The following is a 19,539-nucleotide window of genomic DNA, read 5'->3' as shown; positions in this document are numbered from 1 at the left end:
GCAGGTCGTGTTGATGCTGCAGTACGGGCAAAAGAGCTTTCTGATCGTCGACGACTTTACCGACTTTCGTACGTCGACCCGTTCCATGCTGCGCGAGTTGGGCGTGCGCGACGTGGACACCGCTGACAGCGGCGAGCAGGCGCTGCGCATGTGCGCGCAGAAGCGCTATGACTTCATCCTGCAGGACTTCCATCTGGGCGATGGCAAGAAGAACGGGCAACAGGTGCTTGAAGACCTGATCATCGACAAGCACATCAGCCATGAATGCGTGTTCATCATGGTCACCGCCGAGAGCAGCCAGGCGATTGTCCTCAGCGCCATCGAGCACGAGCCCGATGCCTACCTGACCAAACCGTTCAACCGGGTTGGCCTGGCCCAGCGCGTCGAGAAACTGTTCCAGCGCAAGACGTTGCTAAAGCCGATCCTGCAAGCGCTGGACCGCAACCGCCCGGCCGAAGTACTGGCGGCCTGCGCCGAGCTGTGCAAGAGGGATCCGCGCCTGGCTCCATTGTGCTTGCGCTACCGGGCCGATGCCCTGCGCAACCTCAACCGCTTCGAGGAACTGGAAAAGTTCCTCAAGGCCATCCTGGCCAGCCGCCCGCAGCCGTGGGTTTACGCCGCGTTGGGGGCACTGATGCACAAGCGTGGTCAGAATGCCCAGGCCCAGGGTGTATACGAGCAGGCGCTCAAGGCGTTCCCGATCATGCCAGGCCTGTACGATGGCATGGCCGAGGTGCTGGTGGCTCAGGGCGATACCCGGCGCGCGCAGAACTTGCTTGAAGAAGCCGTGCGCCTGTCGCCTTTGTCGGTGCGTCGGCAGTCGACGCTGGGCAAGCTGGCGCTGGAGAACGAAGACTTCGAGAGCGCATCGAAGGCGTTTCGCCATGCGGTGAACCAAGGGCAAAGTTCGCGTTACAAGGATGCCGAAAACAACCTTGGCCTGGTCCAGGCGTTGATGAGCAAGAATGCAGGCTTCGGCCTGGACGCCCGTACCCGGGTCGAGATCAACACCACGCTCAGCGAGGTAGCCAAGGAAAACCCCGAGGACCAAGGCCTGCAGGTGCGTGCGCGGATGATGAAGGCTGCCAGCCTGCAGCAGGCCGGCGACCCGGAAACGGCCGGCAAACTGACAGAACAGGCGATTCAGCGCCTGGACAAGATGAACCAGTTCTTCTCGGTCGATTCAGCCCTGACCGTCGCTGCGCAATTGCAGGCAATGGGGCAGGAAGCCGCTGCCATCGGCGTGCTGAGGAGTTGTGTGGAAAGTTATGGCGATGACCCCAAGGTCATGGAGAAAGTGGGCAAGCTGACGGATGACCCCAGCGTGCTCAACGCCATTACCGAAGCCGTCACCCTCAATCGTCAGGGGGTACGCAGTTACCAGGGAGGGCAGCTTGGAGAGGCGTTGCAGATGTTCCGAAAGGCATTGGGTTTACAGCCGAAGAACATCAGCATCGCCCTCAACACCGCCCAGGCGCTGCTGCGCATCGGCGGTGACAACCCTCAGCCTGCGATCATGCAGGAGTGCCGCGACGCCCTCACCAGCGTGGCCGGTATCCCTGCCAGCGACAATCGCTATGACCGTTACCGCAAACTGCATATCCGAGTGTTCGGCGCATGAATCAAGACAATCAGGGGCTGGATTTTTCCACGGTGATCGCCTCCACCGTGCACGACCTCAAAAGTTCATTGTCGGCGCTGATCCAGTCCCACAGCCAGTGGGTGGAACGCTTGCCCGAGGAGCTGCGTGGCGGTGCCGAACAAGGGATCATGGAGCATGAATTTCGTCACCTCAACGGCATGCTGGTGCAGTTGCTGGGCTTATACAAACTGGGTGTGAACCAGTTGCCGGTATGCCCGGACTACCATGAGCTGGATGATTTCATCGAAGCCCAGCTGGCGGCGCACGAGGAAGTACTCAAGCACAACGACATTCTCGCCACCTGGCGCATCGACACCGATAACCCGCTGGGTTTCTTCGACCGCGAACTGGTGGCCTCGGTGATCTCCAACGTTATCACCAACGCCACCCGCTTTGCCGGGCACGCCTTGCTGATCACCATCGAAGAGGCCGATAACCAGTTGGCCATTTGCGTCAATGATGACGGCCCGGGTTATCCAAAGCACATGCTCGAGCGCCAGGAGGAGTACATCCAGGGCATTGACTCGACCAGCGGCAGCACTGGCCTTGGGCTGTATTTTGCGGCGCGGATTGCAGCGTTGCATGAAAGCGGTGGTGCGCGCGGGCGGATCGAGATATCCAACGGCGGGGCGCTTGGGGGCGGGTTGTTCAGGTTATTCCTGCCTTGAGGTATTGGGTGCCTGGGCGATCGAGCGCCGCCCGCGCGGCGCATCGCGAGCAAGCTCGCTCCTACATCTGTTTCGGGCCAGTATTGCCTGCACCCACGCGCGCGACCGCCTTGTTTGTTCCACGCAATATCGACGAGGTGGGCACCAAGGTGGCGCGCACCTCCGCCTCAGGAATAACTGGCCCGAAACAAATGTAGGAGCGAGCTTGCTCGCGATGCGCCGCGCGGGCGGCGCTCGATCTCACAGGCGCCACTTCGCTCAATACATGAACCTCGTGCACCCACCCCATTTTCCTGTCAGGCTCCCAGCAGAACCCAGCTTCACCTGCGAGAACACCATGACCCAAGCCCCGCCTGCTCTCATCCGCGAAACCTTCCCCGTCGGCCCCTTGCAGTGCAACTGCACGCTGATCGGCGACCCCCTGACCAAGAAAGCCATTGTCGTCGACCCGGGTGGTGACGTGGACAAGATCCTTGCCCGCCTGCAGGCCCACGGCCTGACGCTGGTGAGCATCATCCACACCCATGCGCACTTCGACCACTTCCTCGCGTCAGGCAAGCTCAAGGAGCTGACGGGTGCCACGCTGCACCTGCACAAGGACGACCAAGTGCTGTGGGACAACCTCGAGATGCAGTGCCAGATGTTCGGTGTACCTTACACCCCGGTACCGGCACCGGACCGCTGGCTGGGCGATGACGAAGAACTCGCCTGCGGCTGCGGGGTGGCGCTGCATACGCCTGGCCATACCCCGGGCTCGATGAGCTTCTGGTTTGCCGATGCCAAATTGTTGATTGCCGGTGACACCCTGTTCCGTCGGGGTATTGGCCGCACTGATTTGTGGGGTGGCGACCAGCGGGCAATCGTGCGCTCCATCAAGGAGCGGCTGTACCGGCTGGACGAAGAGGCCATCGTGGTGACCGGCCACGGGCCCGACACCCGTTTGGGCGACGAGATGCGCGAAAACCCGTTCGTGCGTGCCTGATGGCACATGAAGGCACTTTCATGGAATTTTTCGTTGCCGATGCAATCCAAGGCTGGCATAGATCCCTTCGAGATCTGCCGCATTTATGAATTTCAGTAGGAGCTTGTCCATGTTCACCATGCGTCGTCTGATTATCGTCGCAACTGCCGCAGCACTGATGACCGGCTGCGCCGGCCAGAATCCTTACGACAACCAGGGTCAGGCGCAGGGCTCCACAGGGATGAGCAAAACCGCCAAGTACGGCGGCCTGGGGGCGCTGGCCGGTGCCATCGCCGGTGCTGCGATCGACCACAACAACCGTGGCAAGGGTGCACTGATTGGTGCTGCCGCAGTGGGTGCCGCTGCAGCCGGTTATGGCTACTACGCCGACAAGCAGGAAGCCGAGCTGCGCGCGCAAATGGCCAACACGGGGGTGGAAGTACAGCGTCAGGGTGACCAGATCAAGCTGATCATGCCGGGCAACATCACCTTCGCCACCGACTCGGCCAACATCGCCCCAAGCTTCTACTCGCCGCTGAACAACCTGGCTGGCTCGTTCAAGCAGTTCAACCAGAACACCATCGAAGTGGTCGGCTTCACCGACAGCACTGGCAGCCGCCAGCACAACATGGACCTGTCCCAGCGCCGCGCGCAGGCGGTCAGCACCTACCTGACTTCGCAGGGTGTGGATGCCTCGCGTATCTCTGTACGTGGCATGGGCCCGGACCAGCCGATCGCCAGCAACGCTGACGCCAATGGTCGTGCGCAGAACCGCCGTGTGGAAGTGAACCTGAAGCCGATTCCGGGTCAGCAGTATGAGCAGCAAGGTCAGGTTCAGCAGTATCCCTGATTGACCTTAAGGGCCGCCTTGCGGCCTTGTGGGAGCGGGCAGTCCCGCTCCCACAAGGCTTGCAAAGAAGCGGCTGCTTTTAGCGCGCCACGCTGGCCTGAATCGCCGTCAGGGCAATGGTGTGCACGATATCGTCAACCTGCGCCCCACGCGGCAAGTCGTTCACCGGCTTGCGCAATCCCTGCAGCATCGGCCCCAGGCTGACCCCGTCGGCACTGCGCTGCACCGCCTTGTGCGTGGTATTGCCGGTATTCAGGTCGGGGAACACGAATACCGTGGCGCGCCCGGCCACCGGGCTAGCCGGCGCCAGCTCTCGGGCAATCGCCGGGTTTGCCGCCGCGTCATACTGTAACGGCCCGTCGATCAGCAGCCCCTGCGCCGCGTCCTGTGCCAGGCGTGTTGCTTCGCGTACTTTCTCGACTTCTTCATCGCTGGCCGAATCGCTTGAATAACTGATCATCGCCACCCGTGGCGCGATGCCGAAGGCCTGCGCCGATTCGGCACTCTGCTGGGCAATCTCTGCCAGCTCGGCAGCGCTTGGGTGCGGGTTCATCACGCAGTCGCCGTACACCAGCACCTGCTCAGGAAACAGCATGAAGAACACCGACGAGACCAGGCTCGAGCCGGGTGCGGTCTTGATCAGTTGCAGGGCCGGGCGGATGGTGTTGGCCGTGGAGTGCACCAGGCCCGAGACCAGGCCGTCCACTTCGTCCAGGGCCAGCATCATGGTGCCGATCACCACCGGGTCTTCCAGCTGCTGCTCGGCCATCGGTGCGTTGAGGTTCTTGCTTTTGCGCAGCTCGACCATGGGCTCCACATAGCGCCCGCGAATCAGTTCGGGGTCGAGAATCTCCAGCCCCGGCGGCAACGTGATGCCCTGGGCGCGGGCCACTGCGTCGACATCTTCGGGTTTGGCCAACAGCACACAGCGGGCAATGCCGCGGGCCTGGCAGATGGCTGCAGCCTGCACCAGCAGTGGCTCGGCGCCTTCTGGCAGGACGATGCGCTTGTTGGCCTGCTGCGCACGCTGGATCAGCTGGTAGCGGAACACTGCCGGTGAGAGGCGCAGTTCGCGCGGCGTACCGCAGCGTTGGTGCAGCCAGGCCGCGTCGAGATGGCTGGCGACGAAGTCGGTGATGAACTCGGCACGCTCCCGGTCGTCCACCGGGATTTCGCGGTTCAGCGAGTTGAGCTGGTTGGCGGTGTCGTACGAGCCGGTGCTGACCGACAGGATCGGCAGGCCGGCCTGCAGTGCACCGCGGCACAGGCCAAGGATACGCTCGTCAGGCTTGCTGTCGCTGGTCAGCAGCAAGCCGGCCAGTGGCACGCCATTGATCGCTGCCAGGCTGACAGCGAGGATGATGTCGTCGCGGTCGCCCGGGGTTACCACCAGGGTACCCGAGGTCAGTAGCGGGACCGTGTTGGCCACCGTGCGCGCACAGATGATGATCTTGCTCATGCGCCTCTGCTCGTAGTCGCCGGCATTGAGCACCTGTGCGCCGAGCAGCTCGGCCACATCGCGGGTCCGTGGTGCGTTCAGCTCGGGTTGGTAGGGTATGCAGCCAAGCAGACGGAAGTCATTACCGCGCAGCAATGGCGAGTGCTCGCGCAGGCGGGTGGCAAAGTCCGCCATGCTCTCGTCGGTGCGCACCTTGTTGAGGATCACCCCGAGCACTTTCGGGTCGCGTGGGCCGCCAAACAGTTGGGCCTGCAGTTCGACCCGCCCAGACAGCTCGCTGAGCACTTCGTTTTCCGGGGCCGATACCAGGATTACCTCGGCATCCAGGCTCTTGGCCAGGTGCAGGTTGACCCGCGCTGCGTAGCTGGCGTGGCGCGTGGGCACCATTCCCTCGACCACAACCACGTCATTGCCGACGCAGGCTTGCTGGTAGAGGCGGATGATTTCTTCAAGCAACTCGTCCAGCTGGCCATCGCCGAGCATGCGCTCGACGTGGGCCAGGCTCAGTGGGACCGGTGGCTTGATGCCGTGGGTGCGGGCGACCAGTTCGGTGGAGCGCTCGGGGCCGGTGTCACCCGGGTGGGGCTGGGCGATAGGCTTGAAGAAGCCGACCTTCAGGCCGGCACGCTCCAGGGTGCGCACCAGGCCCAGGCTGATCGAAGTCAGGCCGACACCGAAGTCGGTCGGCGCAATGAAAAATGTCTGCATGCGTGCTTCTCGAAATAAGCGGTGCAAGAAATTAACGGTCAAGGGTAGCGCTATCGGCCCCTTGTGCGCACCAGCCGCAAGCGAAAGGCTGGCCGATGTGTTGCGCACGTTGTGCCGGGTCGAGCACCCACGGGCGTGCCTGCCACGGCGGCTGGTGGCGCAGGTGCTGGGTATGGCCGCACGAAAGTTCCGCCACCCAGTGGCCTTCTTCGTCCTGATGAAAGCCGTTGATCCGACTGATGGGCCGTTGCTCGTCCGCAGTTCGTTCGCAATCGGACGATGGCTTGGTTACACTTGTGCGCTCTACATTCTTTTGCAAAAGGTCTTGCCCCATGCTGATCGCCGCCAACAAGGCTGTCTCCATCGACTATACCCTGACCAACGACGCCGGGGAGACCATCGACAGCTCCGCCGGTGGCGCGCCGCTGGTTTACCTGCACGGTGCCGGCAACATCATCCCGGGCCTGGAAAAAGCCCTGGAAGGCAAGCAGGCTGGTGACGAGTTGAACGTTTCCATCGAACCTGAAGAGGCCTATGGCGAGTACCTGGCCGAACTGGTCAGCACCCTGAACCGTAGCCTGTTCGAAGGTGTCGACGAGCTGGAAGTGGGCATGCAGTTCCACGCTTCGGCACCGGACGGCCAGATGCAGATCGTCACCATCCGCGACATCGACGGCGACGACGTTACCGTTGATGGCAACCACCCGCTGGCCGGTCAGCGCCTGACCTTCCAGGTCAAGGTTGTCAACGTGCGTGACGCCAGCGACGAAGAAATCGCTCACCGTCACATCCACGGTGAAGGTGGCCATCACCACTGATTTTCTGCGCTAAGCTCAGAAAGTCGCCAGGCGCTCGGGCAAGCCGATTTGCCTTCCTACGGGAGGTGAACGGTTTGGACGAGCGCCTTTTTAGTGGGCGAAATTCGCCTGCACGGCAACCGGGAACCTGAGAGGGGATTTCATCATGAGTGCATTTCACGACCTGAAACTGGAAGCGCTGAACGGCGGAGAGCTGCCCCTCGCACCCTTCAAGGGCCAAGTGGTGCTGGTGGTCAACGTTGCCTCCAAATGTGGCCTGACGCCGCAATACAAGGCCCTGGAAAACCTCTACCAGATCTACAAGGACAAGGGTTTCAATGTGCTTGGCCTGCCGTGCAACCAGTTTGCGGGGCAGGAGCCGGGTAGCGAAAAGGAAATCCAGGACTTCTGCAGCCTCAACTACGGGGTCAGCTTCCCGCTGGGGGGCAAGCTGGAGGTCAACGGGCCGCAGCGCCATTCGCTGTACCGCCTGCTGGCAGGCGAGGGGGCCGAGTTCCCCGGTGACATTACCTGGAATTTCGAGAAGTTTCTGGTAGGCAAAGATGGCCGGGTGCTGGCGCGTTTTTCACCCCGCACGGCACCGGATGACCCGGCAGTGGTGCAGGCCATTGAAAAAGCACTGGTCTGAATAGTACCGGGCGCGATCATTGTGGCGCCTGTGAGAGTGAGCGCCGCCTGCGCGGCGCTCACTCTCACAGGCGCTGCACATACTGCGTCGAACGACCAGCCGCAGCACTGACATTTCGACAGGCGCTATCCAGATACTCCTCGAACTGCTCGACAATCGCCGGCCAACCCTGGCGGCTGGCGTGTTGTCGCGCATTCAGGCGTACCCTGCGCAACGTCTCCACTTCTTCCAGCAACCAGCAAGCAGCGTCGACAAACGCAGCCTGGTCCCCTGGCATGGCCAGCGCGCCGCTGTGGCCATGGCGAATATGCTGCGCTGCGGCTGCCTCGTCATAAGCAACCACCGCCAACCCTGAGGCCATGGCTTCGAGCACCACATTGCCAAAGGTCTCGGTCAGGCTCGGGAACAGGAACAGGTCGCCGCTGGCGTAGTGCTCGGCCAGTCGTTCACCGCGCTGGGCGCCGCAAAACACGGCGTCCGGTATCTGTTGTTCAAGGCTGGCGCGCTGAGGCCCGTCGCCGACCATGATCAGGCGCAGACGCTTCTGTGGATACGTCTTGCGTAATGCCTCAAAGCAAGGCCGTAGCAAGCCAAGGTTCTTTTCCGCCGCCAGCCGCCCGACGTGCAAGACGGCGATATCCTCCGGGCCTAGCCCCCAGCTTTCGCGCAAGGCCTGGCTACGTCGGGCCGGATTGAACAGGCAGGCATCGACCCCTCGCGCCAGCAGTTCCAGGCGCTCGAAACCGCGACGCTCAAGCTCCAGGCGCTGGCTGGCGCTCGGCACCAAGGTGATTGCCGTGCGCCGATGGAACCAGCGCAAGTAGTGGGTGAGCAGGCGCGCCAGCAGGCCAAGGCCGTACTGGCCGGAATACTGCGGGAAGTTGGTGTGGAAACCACTGACCACCGCCACCCCCAGGCGACGGGCCGCACGAAGGGCGCTGAGCCCCAGCGGCCCCTCGGTGGCGATGTACAGTACATCCGGGCGCTGTCGGCGCCAGCGGCGCAACAGCTTGTGCATCGACACCTCGCCCCACTGCAAACCCGGGTAGCCAGGCAGCGCCCAGCCCCGGCACAGCATCAGGTGCGGGTCGTTGTGCGCGTGCCCTTCGTCGGCCTGGCGCGGGCGCACCACCTCGACCTCATGGCCGCGCAGGCGCAACCCTTCGCTGAGGCGGCCAAGGGTGTTGGCCACGCCGTTGATCTCGGGTGGGAAGGTTTCGCTGACCAGGGTGATGCGTAGCGCGGGTGTATTCATGACAAAAAGTTTCCGCCTGCCGGGTTGCGCTAATGTGACTGCCTTATGACGTAAATATGACGCCTGATCGCCGGCATTTTTGCCTCTATGAATATTTCCTCGCACAGCACTCAAGAAGGTGTCGCCGGCAGCCGATGAAGATGCATTCGACTACGTGATGCGCTCCAGGAGAGCGGTGATGTTCAACAACAAGCTCAAGCAAGAAATCCGGCAACTGCGCGAAGACCTGATGTCCATCGAACAGGTCAAGAGTAGTCTCGACAGCGAGATGCTGGTGCTGCAGCTCGACCCTCAGGGACGGATCGAGATGGTCAACGGCAACTTCGAGAGCGAGATGCTCTACCGTGCCGAACAATTGCTTGGACGCAATATCGAGGACATCGTCCCCGCCCACGTAAAGTCACTGGACTTCTACCAGCGCATGAAAAGCGCGATCAGCCGTGGCGAACACCTGAACGGTGCGTTCCGTCTTCTGCGCGGCAATGGTCAGGAAGCCTGGCTGCGCTCGATCCTGCAGCCGGTGAAGAACAGCGAGGGGCGCATCAAGTACTTCACCCTGCATTCCAGCGACCTTACCCGAACCATCGAGACCTCACGCGAGCACGAAAGCCTGATCAAGGCGCTGATGCGTTCTACTGCGGTGATCGAGTTCGACCTCGACGGCATCATTCTCACTGCCAACGAACGTTTCCTGGCCACTGTCGGCTATCGCCTGGAGCAGATTCGCGGTAAGCACCACCGCATGTTCTGCGAACCGCAGGAGGTCAACTCGGCCGGCTACCAAGCGTTCTGGGACAGGCTGCGCCGTGGCGAATATGTTGCCGAGCGCTTCAAGCGCATCGATGCCCATGGCCGGGTGATCTGGCTGGAGGCCTCGTACAACCCGATCTTCGATGCCCACGATGTGCTGTACAAGGTGGTCAAGTTCGCCACCGTGATCACCGATCAGGTCAACCAGGAGCAGGCAGTGGCCGAGGCGGCGGATGTCGCCTACAACACCTCGCTGGGTACCGATGTCAGTGCTCGCAAGGCCACCGAAGTGGTCACCCAGACTGTCACTGTGATGCGTGGCCTGGAGGCTTCGATGCAAGAGGCGGCCGACGGCATCCAGGCGCTGGATACCCAGTCGCGGGTGATCGGTTCGATCATCAAGACCATCAGCGACATTGCCGGGCAGACCAACCTGCTGGCCCTTAACGCGGCCATCGAAGCTGCCCGCGCGGGCGAGCAAGGGCGGGGCTTTGCCGTCGTTGCCGACGAAGTGCGCCAGCTGGCCTCTCGCACCAGCACCGCCACCGAAGAAATCGCCCGGGTGGTACAGCAGAACGAACAACTGGCGCAGGCGGCAGTGTCGATCATCGATACCAGCAAGCGCCAGGCCGAACAGGGGCTGGCGCTGGCGGATGAGACGGGCAGCGTGATTGTCGAGATCCAGGACGGGGCGAAGCGGGTAGTGGACGTAGTGGGGCAGTTTTCCAGCCGGCTGAGTCTTTGATATGGCTTGGGGTTTGTAATGGCCATGGGATCGAGCTTCGCCTGCGCGGCGCTCGATCTCAAGAACGATAAAAATTTCAGCCTTACTCACGCTAGCAACTGAACAGCTGAACTTCGCCGAGCATGCCGGAAACGAAGTCGCACTTTCCTACAACTGACTCAGAAACCTCCGATCCGAATCCATGATGGGATTTCCCCCTGCACACGTTGTCAGGGAGACACCTCATGTACCTGGATTACCTCGTGCCCTCCTGGCACGAGATCGAGTCACGTGTCATCGCCATGGTGGGCTACCCAAGCGGTGGCCAGTTCCGCACCGGCCTCAATGAAGAGGTCGCCTCGCTGGGCCTCAACCTGCGCCGGGTCGACGCTGTCCGCACAGCCTTCTACCACGCCGAATGGCACGCGGCGCACATGCTACGCCAGCGCTTCGCCGGCCTCGACATCAACAGCATTAAAGAAAGCGGCCGAAAGGGTACCGCTGGAGTCCAGAGGCTCAATCCGCATGAATGTCAAATTACATAAGTGCTAAGGTGAGAAAGTTGAAGTGGATAAAGTATTTGCCAATTTAATTGAGAATTTCGGTCCGCCGATTGACCGCCGGGAAGTACCTGGCTCCACAATCGAAAAATACAGAGACAAGCTTCCTCCCAAGCTTTTGGAATATTGGTCCGAGCATGGGTGGGGGGGCTACGGTGAGGGCATATTCTGGCTAGTCAATCCGCAAGAATATGACGCCGTAGTTTCCTGTTGGATTGCAGGCACGGCACTTGCTTCGTACGACAACTATCATTTGGTTGCGAGAAGTGCCTTCGGAGACTTGTATCTTTGGGGAGAGAAAACTGGCTTTTCATTGGAGATAACAAGCGTGGGCTCTCAGTACATATTTTATCGAACTGAGTTCACAAAGGAACAACTAAATACTGAGCTTCAAGGCTTTATTTTGTCAAGAGAAGTGGAGTCAATGGATTTCAATGGTCTCTTCAATCCCGCCAAGGAAAAACTGGGTAGACTTAAACATGACGAGATGTACGGCTTTTTCCCCGCGCTCATGCTGGGCGGGGCTGACTCCCTGCAACATCTTAAAAAAGTCAGCGCTGTTGAACACTTGATCTTTCTGGCGCAATTGACAGATCTTCAACCTTACTCCTTTTCCGAGCAGCCAGATTAATGCCGCAGTCAACCAGCACCGCCACCGAGGAAATCGCCCGTGTGATGGACGTGGTGGAACAGTTTTCCAGTCGGTTGAGTCTTTGATAATTTGTAATGGCCATGGGATCGAGTTTCGCCTGCGCGGCGCTCGATCTAAAGAACGATAAAAATCTCCAGCCCCACCCACGGTAACAACTGAGCAGCTGAACTTCTAAGTTACAGGAGAGAATTCAGAGAGATCTTATGATAGCTATGAATGCCATTGAAGCTAGAAAGCTCTCGGTGAAGCAGGCAAAGGAAACCCTGTCATCTCTAGCAGCTTTGCACAATCCATGAATGCTAGTCGCTTGAGGTTTTCGCCGTGGATGAGGTTTTTTCCCTGTTTGTAGAGCAAGTTGGTGAGCCGTTTTTTCGACAGGAGGTTCCTCCCTCAAGTCTGGATTGATACAGAGGCATCTTGCCGAACAAATTGTTAGAGTATTGGAGTGAGCACGGTTGGTGCGGGTATGGTGACGGGATATTTTGGACTGTCAATCCCCAGGAATATGAAGGGGTAACTGCCTCGCTTATCGAAGGCACAATATTGGAGAAGCGAGATAGATACCACCTGATCGCTCGCGGCGCATTTGGTGACCTGTATCTCTTTGGAGAGCAAACGGGTTTCTCAGTAAAGATTTTGGCTCATATTTCACGATACAGGGGCAGTGAATATGAGTTGACGGCGGCGGATATGGACAGGGAAGTGCAAGGTTTCTTCCTTGGCAAAGAGAAGGCGTCTGTTGACTTTGATGGCATGTTCGAGCCAGCAAAGAAAAAACTGGGTATGCTAAAGCATGATGAAATGTATGGGTTCGTTCCAGCCTTGGCGTTCGGCGGGTCAAGCGACCTTGCTAACCTCGAGAAGGTTAAGGCAGTGGAGCATCTAATACTGCTTTCTCAGATTGCCACCCTCGAACCCTACAGTTTCTCCGACTTCTAAAAAAACAATCTGCAAAAAGGGGCTGCCCTGCAGCCCCACGCTCCTTCAGCTCCGCTCCCGCACCCAGAACAGCGTAGCCCCGGCCACCGCCGCCGGCATCATCAGCACGTTCACCCCCGGAATCATCAGCGCCAGGTAGGTGATGCCGCCAAAGCCCAGGCTCTGCCAGCGCTTCTGCCGCAACCAGGCGAGCATGTCCTGCCAGGTCATCTTGTTGTTGTCCGCCGGGTAGTCGATGTACTGGATGGCCATCATCCACACGCCGAAGATCAGCCACAGCGGCGCAGCCACCACGTTGACCACCGGGATCAGCGACAGGACGAACAGGCCGATGGCGCGTGGCAGGAAGTAGCCCAGCTTGCGCATTTCGCGGCTGAAGGTGCGCGGTACCATGGCTGCCAGCTCGCCCCAGCTGAAGGCTGGGAAGGTGTCTTCGCCACGCACTACCACCTCGACCTTTTCCGCCAGAAAACCGTTGAACGGCGCGGCAATGATATTGGCCACCAAGGTGAAGGTGAAGAACACCATCAGCACCAGCAAGGCAACGAACAGCGGCCAGAGGATGTAGCTGAGGAAGCTCAGCCAGTCAGGCAGCGTTGGCATCAGGGCATCGAGCCACAGGCCGAACTGGTGGCCGGCGAAGTAGATCAGGCCACCGAACAGCAACAGGTTGACCGCCAGTGGCAGCAGCACGAACAACCGCAGGTTGGGGCTCAGCACCAGTTTCAGGCCTTCGCGCAGGTATTGGGGGCCAGAGAGGACAGGGGCTTGCATCTAGATACTCCGCAGAGAAGGAAAACGCGCTGACCTTACCGAGTTTGCCGCGCCGACGAAAGGCACGCAGTGGGCGGGAAACGGGATGTAACAAAAGCGCGCAGCGCGTGTTTATCGATGAAATCGCAGCATAGGCGATGCCTATGAGGTGGATTGTCTAAGGATATTTCCTTAATCTTTGCGACCTCGCTACAGTGCGCTCAACTTTTCGCTTTGCGGGCCTGCGCGTTTTAGCCTTCCCCAAGTGCTGCGTGGGTCCTTTTTATTTTCTTGGCTGGCGCAGCCGGTACACCGATGCCGGCCCTGCGGCCCGCTCGACAGGAGTTCGACATGTCTGAAGTACGTCATTCGCGCGTCATCATTCTCGGTTCCGGCCCTGCCGGTTACAGCGCTGCGGTGTATGCCGCCCGTGCCAACCTCAAGCCGCTGCTGATCACCGGCATGCAGGCTGGTGGCCAGCTGACCACCACCACCGAAGTCGACAACTGGCCGGGCGACCCCCACGGCCTGACCGGTCCGGCTCTGATGCAGCGTATGCAAGAGCACGCCGAGCGTTTTGAAACCGAAATCGTCTTCGACCACATCAACGCTGTCGACCTGGCCAACAAGCCGTTCACCCTGCAGGGTGACAGCGGCAAGTACACCTGTGATGCGCTGATCATCGCCACTGGCGCCAGCGCTCGCTACCTGGGCCTGCCGTCGGAAGAAACCTTCATGGGCAAGGGTGTTTCGGCCTGTGCCACCTGTGACGGTTTCTTCTACCGTAACAAGCCGGTCGCCGTGGTGGGCGGTGGCAACACTGCCGTGGAAGAGGCACTTTACCTGGCCAACATCGCCAGCAAAGTGACCCTGGTACACCGTCGCGAAACCTTCCGCGCCGAGAAGATCCTGGTCGACAAGCTGAACGCCCGTGTGGCCGAAGGCAAGATCGAGCTCAAGCTCAACGCCACCCTGGACGAAGTGCTGGGTGACAACATGGGCGTAACCGGTGCGCGTCTGAAGAACAACGACGGCAGCAGCGACGAAATCAAGGTCGACGGCGTGTTCATCGCCATTGGCCACACCCCGAACACTTCGCTGTTCGAAGGCCAGCTGACCTTGAAAGACGGCTACCTGGTGGTCAACGGCGGCCGCGAAGGCAATGCCACCGCTACCAACGTCGAGGGTGTGTTTGCCGCTGGCGACGTGGCTGACCACGTTTACCGCCAAGCCATCACGTCGGCCGGTGCGGGCTGCATGGCGGCGCTGGATGTCGAGCGCTACCTGGACGGTTTGGCCAACGCCTCGTTCTGATCTGAGAAAAAGGGGTGCAAAGCGCCCCCAATAAAAAACCGGCCAAGCGCCGGTTTTTTATTGCCTGCAATCAGCTCACAGGCTCAGTCGCATCGACAGGTCCACCGCTTTCACATCCTTGGTCATGGCGCCAATCGAGATGTAGTCCACCCCTGTCTCGGCAATCACCCGCAGGGTCGTTTCGTTTACGCCGCCGCTGGCTTCAAGCTTGGCTTTGCCAGCGGTAATGCGCACGGCTTCGCGCATTTCGTCCAGGTTCAGCTCGTCGAGCATGATGATGTCCGCGCCAGCGGCCAGTGCCTGGCGCAGTTCATCCAGGCTTTCGACCTCGATTTCCACCGGCTTGCCCGGCGCAATGCGGTGCGCTGCGGCCACTGCCTCGGCCACGCCGCCGCTGGCGGCGATGTGGTTTTCCTTGATCAGGAAGGCGTCGTACAGGCCTATGCGGTGGTTGTCGCAACCACCGCAGGTAACCGCGTACTTTTGCGCCAGGCGAAGGCCGGGCAGGGTTTTGCGGGTGTCCAGCAGGCGCACCTGGGTGCCTGCTACCAGGTCGGCGAGGAAGCGCGCACGGGTGGCGACCCCCGACAGCATCTGCAGGAAGTTCAGTGCGCTGCGCTCACCACTGAGCAGCGAACGGGCCGGGCCTTCCAGGTGGAACAACGGTTGATTGGCAGTGGCCTGCTCACCGTCGGCCACCTGCCAGTGCACAGCAACGCGCGGGTCGAGCTGGCGGAACACGGCATCGACCCAGGCGGTACCGGCGACCACGCAGTCTTCGCGGGTGATGATGGTCGCCTTGGCCAGGCGCTCGGCCGGGATCAGTTGCGCGGTGATATCGCCACTGCCGATGTCCTCCAACAGCGCGCGGCGCACGTTGGCTTCAATTTCAGCGGTCAGGTCGGCAAGGCGTAGGTTCGGCATGGTCGGCTCCACAAGCTAGGTGCCCGCGATTATAGGGCAGGGGGCCTGTGTGTACAGCCGCCTTGGTGCTGACCTTTGGTCGGGCATTGTGAGTAATCGGAGCAGAGCAGGGTCATTAGCCAGCCAGCGAAACGGCGCTGGCAGGCATACGATTTTTTACCGATAATGGTGACCAGTATTTGGCGTCATAGCTTTGACGATTTTCAGCCCTTTCGGGCAAGACACCCTGCAAGGAGTCCAGGATGCAAAAAGAAGGCAAGGTGGTGGCCTTGGCGGCAGCCATCGACCAAGGGGGGCGTACGCCTCTGCCTTGCCTTCCGGTCCTGTTGCTGCAGGTGCGCGACAAGGCCGCGTTGCAGTTGCGTCAGGGGCTGCAGGACTTGTTCGACAATGCCGATGACACGCTCTTCGAAATGGCCGACAAGGCCTTGGACCGCGGTGACCAAAACCTGTACTTCGAGGCCATGCGTGACCTGCGTCTGAAGCGCAAGAGCATCGAGCGTGGTTTTCTGGATACGTTCCATGATGCTTTCCTCCGAACCGGCCAGGTCGACTTGCTGGCAAACCTGGCCCAGCCGGGCAACCCGCGCAGCAAGGCTCAAATGGAGCGGGCCGCCGCCATCGAGGGCATGGTGGCGCGGGTGCTGTCACGCGATGGCATTGCCCTGCAGCAACTGGGTCTGCGCCTGCAGGCATTGCTCGACCGGCCCCTGTACGAGCAGCACAACCCATTGGGGCCTGCCGCGCTGTGTCGTTACTTCCTCGATGCCGGGCGGAATCTGGGCGTTGGCCTGCGGGTCAAGCTGGTGCTGCTGAAGCTGTTCGAGCGTTATGTGTTGCGCGATGTCGATGTGATCTATGGCGAAGCCAACCAGTTGCTGGTCGCTGCCGGCATACTGCCCGAACTGCAACCGGCGCCGCGCCGGCGTGCCGAAGACCGGCGCATGCGTGCGCGCCCAGGGCCGGCGAACCTTGGCCAGGAGGTGGGGGCGGACGCCGCAGGGCAGGCGTTTTTCGACTCGTTGCAGGCACTGCTGGCGCCGGTACGCGGGCAGTTCGCTCCGCGGTTGCACGCGGTGGCTACCGCCCAGCCGATCAGTACCGCCGACCTGCTCCGGCTCCTTTCGCATTTGCAGCGCTACGTGCCCGCCACCCACGAGGCCGATGACTTCGAGCTCGGCCAGCAGCTTGAGCAACTGTTGTTGCGGGTGAGTGTGCGCAGCGGCACGCGTCGGCGCCTTGGAGTGGCTGACGAAGACGTGATCAACCTGGTTGGCTTGCTGTTCGCATTCATCCACAACGACGACAACCTGCCCGCCAGCCTGCGGGCGCTGATTGCGCGCCTTCATATTCCCCTGCTCAAGGTGGCATTACTGGACAAGGGGCTGTTCAGCCGGGGTAGCCATCCGGCGCGCCGGCTGATCAACGAAATCGCCGGCGCCGCGATTGGCTGGGAGTGCGGCAGCGAAGGCCAGCGTGACAGCTTGCATTTGCGGGTAGAGCGTATCGTCCAACGCCTGCTCAATGATTTTGCCGACGATGCAAGCCTGTTCGCCGAGCTGCTCGACGACTTCCTGGCATTCAATCAGGACGAACGGCGACGCAACGAGTTGCTGGAACAACGCACTCGCGACGCCGAAGAAGGCCGTGCCCGGGCACTGCAGGCCAGGCAGCAGGTGCAGCATGTGCTCAACCAGCGCCTGCGTGGTCGGGTATTGCCGCAGGTGGTGGTGCAAATGCTGGTGCAGGCCTGGAGCCAGGTACTGCTGTTGGCTTGGCTGAAGCAGGGCGAGGCCTCACAGGCCTGGCGCGACGCATTGCAGACGATGGACATGCTGCTGGTCAGCATCACGCCGCCGCATGAGCCGCAAACCTTGTTGCAGCAGGTGCCGGCCCTGCTCAAGGCGCTGCGCGATGGCCTGGCCAGCGTAGCCCTGGACGCGGTGGCGACCCGCGAGTTCTTCCTGCAACTGGAACAGTTGCACCTGCGCGCCTGCGCAGGTAAAGAGGCGTTGCCGGCAGGTGAGGGCCAATCCTTGGGTGACGTGCTGGTGGCCGAAGAGATTGTGCTGGCGATTGCCGAAGAGCCCGCCTGCGTGCCCCTGCACGCTGCCGAGGGGCAGGCTGCAGCGCTGCGCCAGGCTCAACGCCTGCGCATCGGCACCTGGGTCGAGGCACTCGACGAGGATGAACCACTGCGCTGCAAGCTGGTCGCGCGCATCGACAGCAGCGATAGGCTGGTGTTCGCCAACCGCACCGGCATGAAAGTGCGCGAGTGGAGCAGCGTCAGCCTGGCCCAGGCATTTCAGCGGCACGAAGTGCGCGTGCTGGATGACCGCCTGTTGTTCGAACGGGCGCTGGAGGCGGTACTTGATAGCTTGCGGCAAGGGCAGGCGCAATAGGCAGACGCATTACAATCATTCACATGCACACGGCGTTGACGGCAGGGCATACTGTGGGCATGTTCACGGCGTTTTTCAGGATCTGCCCATGCAATTGGACCGTGCCACTGGCTGGTTCCACGGAATCGGAATCACCCACTGCCCCTCGCCGAACTTCAATACGCGCCCCGAAGGCGAATCGATTTCCCTGCTGGTGATCCACAACATCAGCCTGCCCCCGGCCTGTTTCGGCACGGGCAAGGTGCAGCAATTCTTCCAGAACCGCCTGGCCCCTGATGAACACCCGTATTTTGCCAGCATCAACCACCTGACCGTGTCGGCGCACCTGTTCGTCGAGCGTGACGGCGCGGTGACTCAGTTCGTGTCGTTGCATGACCGTGCCTGGCATGCGGGTGTGTCGAGCTTTGACGGGCGCGAAGGCTGTAACGACTTTTCCATCGGCATCGAACTGGAAGGCACCGACGACCTGCCCTATACCGATGCCCAGTATGCGGTGCTGGAACAACTCACCCGGCACATCCGCGATGCCTGGCCGGCCATCGACCTGAACCGCATTCAGGGCCACAGCGACATTGCCCCGCAGCGCAAGACTGACCCCGGCCCGGCCTTCGACTGGCCGCGCTACCGCCAGGCGCTGCAGCACAACGAGGACAAGGCATGAGTTTTCTGGTGTTGTTGCTGGCGCTGTGGGTCGAGAAGTTTTCAGCCCTGCGCCATCGGGTGCAGCGCGACGGGTTCTTTCTTGGCGAACTGGTGCGTCTGGAACGCAACGGCAAGGTGCACCCATGGTGGACGTTGGCCATCCTGGTGTTGGCACCAGTAGCGCTGCTGGTGTTGCTGCTGCATGTGCTGGAGCCGGTGGCCTATGGTTTGCTGGCATTGCCGGTGCACCTGCTGGTGCTGATCTACAGCCTGGGTCGCGGCGATGCGAAGGCATCGCTGGGGGCGTTTCGTGATGCCTGGCGGCGGGGAGACGATCAGGCGGCGCTGCACGTGGCCGAGCGCGACCTGGGCCTGGTGGCCGATGAACCGCACAGCCTGCTGGTGCGGGTGCAGGGTAATTTGCTGTGGCAGGTGTACCAGGGCTTTTTTGCGGTGATCTTCTGGTATTTCGTGTTGGGCCCTGGCGCTGCGCTGGCTTATCGACTGTTGGCGCTGTGTGGTGAACACAGCAAGCAGCCGGCGCTGAAGGTACGTGCCGAGCAGTTGCGGCACATCATGGACTGGTTGCCGGTGCGGGCGCTGGCGCTGAGCTTTGCCTTGGTGGGTAACTTCCTCGCGGTGACTCGGGTGATGCTGCACGAGGTGCTCAATTGGCACATCAGTGCCGGGCACCTTGTGGCTCGGGTCGGGCGCATTGCCGATGACATTCCCGAGGAAGAAGACAGCCAGCGCGGGTTGGGGCGGCTGGACAGCCTGTGGGAACTGCTGTTGCGCTGCGCAGTGCTGTGGTATGCAGGGTTTGCGCTGTGGACCGTGCTGGTCTGATTGCGGGCCAATCGCATCCCACGGGAATCCCGTTCACCTGGGTT

At 61.1% G+C, this 19,539-nt stretch carries 17 protein-coding genes and 3 pseudogenes; 15 read left to right on the top strand and 5 right to left on the bottom strand.

What is annotated here, in order from left to right:
* The first annotated feature begins 13 nt into the window (after positions 1-13).
* The 4 genes from ACF8EA_RS21490 to ACF8EA_RS21475 all read left to right on the top strand — a co-directional run bounded on the left by ACF8EA_RS21490 (position 14) and on the right by ACF8EA_RS21475 (position 4,121).
* The gene (locus ACF8EA_RS21490; RefSeq protein WP_021783472.1) at positions 14-1,621 is read left to right on the top strand and encodes a tetratricopeptide repeat-containing response regulator; all 1,608 of its coding nucleotides are present in this window, start codon (positions 14-16) and stop codon (positions 1,619-1,621) included.
* On the top strand, positions 1,618-2,310 hold the full coding sequence (locus tag ACF8EA_RS21485; RefSeq protein WP_021783471.1) for a sensor histidine kinase KdpD: 693 nt from the start codon (positions 1,618-1,620) through the stop codon (positions 2,308-2,310). Before ACF8EA_RS21490 ends, ACF8EA_RS21485 begins: the two co-directional genes overlap by 4 nt.
* A 337-nt stretch (positions 2,311-2,647) precedes the next feature.
* A complete protein-coding gene (locus ACF8EA_RS21480; RefSeq protein ID WP_021783470.1) occupies positions 2,648-3,292 on the top strand; it encodes an MBL fold metallo-hydrolase in 645 nt (214 codons plus the stop codon).
* 109 nt (positions 3,293-3,401) lie between these two features.
* On the top strand, positions 3,402-4,121 hold the full coding sequence (locus ACF8EA_RS21475) for an OmpA family protein (protein WP_003247328.1): 720 nt from the start codon (positions 3,402-3,404) through the stop codon (positions 4,119-4,121).
* Between the two features lie 79 nt (positions 4,122-4,200).
* Here the strand turns inward: ACF8EA_RS21475 and pta are convergent, their stop codons facing one another.
* Together pta and ACF8EA_RS21465 are read right to left on the bottom strand one after the other, a co-directional pair.
* Complete coding sequence (gene pta / locus ACF8EA_RS21470) at positions 4,201-6,288, bottom strand: phosphate acetyltransferase (RefSeq protein ID WP_274149826.1); 2,088 nt, start codon at positions 6,286-6,288, stop codon at positions 4,201-4,203.
* A 31-nt stretch (positions 6,289-6,319) separates the two neighbouring features.
* Positions 6,320-6,622: a DUF3565 domain-containing protein gene (locus tag ACF8EA_RS21465; RefSeq protein WP_103443494.1), complete on the bottom strand. Its 303-nt coding sequence runs from the start codon at positions 6,620-6,622 to the stop codon at positions 6,320-6,322.
* Here ACF8EA_RS21465 and ACF8EA_RS21460 point away from each other — a divergent pair.
* Together ACF8EA_RS21460 and ACF8EA_RS21455 are read left to right on the top strand one after the other, a co-directional pair.
* Positions 6,621-7,106: a peptidylprolyl isomerase gene (locus ACF8EA_RS21460; protein WP_003247325.1), complete on the top strand. Its 486-nt coding sequence runs from the start codon at positions 6,621-6,623 to the stop codon at positions 7,104-7,106. The two genes, ACF8EA_RS21465 and ACF8EA_RS21460, sit on opposite strands and share 2 nt — an antisense overlap.
* 145 nt (positions 7,107-7,251) lie before the next feature.
* Entirely contained in the window at positions 7,252-7,734 is a 483-nt protein-coding gene (locus tag ACF8EA_RS21455) for a glutathione peroxidase (protein ID WP_003247324.1), read from the top strand.
* Between the two features lie 64 nt (positions 7,735-7,798).
* On the opposite strand, the gene ACF8EA_RS21450 is transcribed toward ACF8EA_RS21455, so the two are convergent.
* Complete coding sequence (locus tag ACF8EA_RS21450) at positions 7,799-8,989, bottom strand: glycosyltransferase family 1 protein (RefSeq protein WP_103443495.1); 1,191 nt, start codon at positions 8,987-8,989, stop codon at positions 7,799-7,801.
* Positions 8,990-9,146: 157 nt separating this feature from the next.
* Between ACF8EA_RS21450 and ACF8EA_RS21445 the strand changes: the two are divergent.
* The 5 genes and pseudogenes from ACF8EA_RS21445 to ACF8EA_RS21425 all read left to right on the top strand — a co-directional run.
* Positions 9,147-9,896 (top strand): annotated as a pseudogene (locus tag ACF8EA_RS21445) (PAS domain-containing protein); the annotation flags it as partial.
* A 156-nt stretch (positions 9,897-10,052) separates the two neighbouring features.
* Positions 10,053-10,484, top strand: coding sequence for a methyl-accepting chemotaxis protein (locus ACF8EA_RS21440; protein WP_370626866.1), 432 nt, complete (start codon positions 10,053-10,055; stop codon positions 10,482-10,484).
* Positions 10,485-10,708: 224 nt separating this feature from the next.
* Positions 10,709-10,939, top strand: a pseudogene (locus tag ACF8EA_RS21435) (glycine zipper family protein); the annotation flags it as partial.
* Between the two features lie 91 nt (positions 10,940-11,030).
* Positions 11,031-11,654, top strand: a complete 624-nt coding sequence (locus ACF8EA_RS21430) for a GAD-like domain-containing protein (protein WP_021783463.1) — start codon at positions 11,031-11,033, stop codon at positions 11,652-11,654.
* A 342-nt stretch (positions 11,655-11,996) separates the two neighbouring features.
* Positions 11,997-12,614, top strand: a pseudogene (locus tag ACF8EA_RS21425) (GAD-like domain-containing protein).
* 45 nt (positions 12,615-12,659) lie between these two features.
* Here ACF8EA_RS21425 and cysZ read toward each other — a convergent pair.
* Positions 12,660-13,388, bottom strand: coding sequence for a sulfate transporter CysZ (gene cysZ, locus ACF8EA_RS21420; protein ID WP_103463248.1), 729 nt, complete (start codon positions 13,386-13,388; stop codon positions 12,660-12,662).
* Positions 13,389-13,718: 330 nt separating this feature from the next.
* On the opposite strand from cysZ, the gene trxB reads away from it, so the two are divergent.
* The gene (trxB, locus tag ACF8EA_RS21415) at positions 13,719-14,681 is read left to right on the top strand and encodes a thioredoxin-disulfide reductase (protein WP_003247318.1); all 963 of its coding nucleotides are present in this window, start codon (positions 13,719-13,721) and stop codon (positions 14,679-14,681) included.
* A 75-nt stretch (positions 14,682-14,756) separates the two neighbouring features.
* Here the strand turns inward: trxB and nadC are convergent, their stop codons facing one another.
* Positions 14,757-15,605, bottom strand: a complete 849-nt coding sequence (nadC, locus tag ACF8EA_RS21410; protein ID WP_021781721.1) for a carboxylating nicotinate-nucleotide diphosphorylase — start codon at positions 15,603-15,605, stop codon at positions 14,757-14,759.
* 242 nt (positions 15,606-15,847) lie between these two features.
* Between nadC and ACF8EA_RS21405 the strand changes: the two genes are divergently transcribed.
* The 3 genes from ACF8EA_RS21405 to ampE all read left to right on the top strand — a co-directional run bounded on the left by ACF8EA_RS21405 (position 15,848) and on the right by ampE (position 19,495).
* Positions 15,848-18,007 (top strand): DUF1631 domain-containing protein, encoded by a 2,160-nt coding sequence (locus ACF8EA_RS21405; protein WP_392523157.1) that lies wholly within the window; start codon positions 15,848-15,850, stop codon positions 18,005-18,007.
* An 88-nt stretch (positions 18,008-18,095) separates the two neighbouring features.
* On the top strand, positions 18,096-18,668 hold the full coding sequence (ampD, locus tag ACF8EA_RS21400) for a 1,6-anhydro-N-acetylmuramyl-L-alanine amidase AmpD (protein WP_021781723.1): 573 nt from the start codon (positions 18,096-18,098) through the stop codon (positions 18,666-18,668).
* Positions 18,665-19,495, top strand: coding sequence for a regulatory signaling modulator protein AmpE (gene ampE, locus ACF8EA_RS21395; protein ID WP_021781724.1), 831 nt, complete (start codon positions 18,665-18,667; stop codon positions 19,493-19,495). The genes ampD and ampE overlap by 4 nt, the downstream gene beginning before the upstream one ends.
* Positions 19,496-19,539: the final 44 nt, after the last annotated feature.

Origin of the sequence: Pseudomonas sp. YQ_5 (assembly GCF_043103305.1) — a bacterium.
GTDB lineage: Bacteria > Pseudomonadota > Gammaproteobacteria > Pseudomonadales > Pseudomonadaceae > Aquipseudomonas > Aquipseudomonas putida_Y.
This window is presented reverse-complemented; position numbering and strand designations above follow the sequence as displayed.

Excerpts from the sequence above, each read along its gene's own strand:
- ACF8EA_RS21490 (WP_021783472.1), top strand. The coding sequence starts at position 14 with ATGCTGCAGTACGGGCAAAAGAGCTTTCTGATCGTCGACGACTTTACC.
- ACF8EA_RS21485 (WP_021783471.1), top strand. The coding sequence starts at position 1,618 with ATGAATCAAGACAATCAGGGGCTGGATTTTTCCACGGTGATCGCCTCC.
- ACF8EA_RS21480 (WP_021783470.1), top strand. The coding sequence starts at position 2,648 with ATGACCCAAGCCCCGCCTGCTCTCATCCGCGAAACCTTCCCCGTCGGC.
- ACF8EA_RS21475 (WP_003247328.1), top strand. The coding sequence starts at position 3,402 with ATGTTCACCATGCGTCGTCTGATTATCGTCGCAACTGCCGCAGCACTG.
- pta (WP_274149826.1), bottom strand. The coding sequence starts at position 6,288 with ATGCAGACATTTTTCATTGCGCCGACCGACTTCGGTGTCGGCCTGACT.
- ACF8EA_RS21460 (WP_003247325.1), top strand. The coding sequence starts at position 6,621 with ATGCTGATCGCCGCCAACAAGGCTGTCTCCATCGACTATACCCTGACC.
- ACF8EA_RS21465 (WP_103443494.1), bottom strand. The coding sequence starts at position 6,622 with ATGGGGCAAGACCTTTTGCAAAAGAATGTAGAGCGCACAAGTGTAACC.
- ACF8EA_RS21455 (WP_003247324.1), top strand. The coding sequence starts at position 7,252 with ATGAGTGCATTTCACGACCTGAAACTGGAAGCGCTGAACGGCGGAGAG.
- ACF8EA_RS21450 (WP_103443495.1), bottom strand. The coding sequence starts at position 8,989 with ATGAATACACCCGCGCTACGCATCACCCTGGTCAGCGAAACCTTCCCA.
- ACF8EA_RS21440 (WP_370626866.1), top strand. The coding sequence starts at position 10,053 with ATGCGTGGCCTGGAGGCTTCGATGCAAGAGGCGGCCGACGGCATCCAG.
- cysZ (WP_103463248.1), bottom strand. The coding sequence starts at position 13,388 with ATGCAAGCCCCTGTCCTCTCTGGCCCCCAATACCTGCGCGAAGGCCTG.
- trxB (WP_003247318.1), top strand. The coding sequence starts at position 13,719 with ATGTCTGAAGTACGTCATTCGCGCGTCATCATTCTCGGTTCCGGCCCT.
- nadC (WP_021781721.1), bottom strand. The coding sequence starts at position 15,605 with ATGCCGAACCTACGCCTTGCCGACCTGACCGCTGAAATTGAAGCCAAC.
- ACF8EA_RS21405 (WP_392523157.1), top strand. The coding sequence starts at position 15,848 with ATGCAAAAAGAAGGCAAGGTGGTGGCCTTGGCGGCAGCCATCGACCAA.
- ampD (WP_021781723.1), top strand. The coding sequence starts at position 18,096 with ATGCAATTGGACCGTGCCACTGGCTGGTTCCACGGAATCGGAATCACC.
- ampE (WP_021781724.1), top strand. The coding sequence starts at position 18,665 with ATGAGTTTTCTGGTGTTGTTGCTGGCGCTGTGGGTCGAGAAGTTTTCA.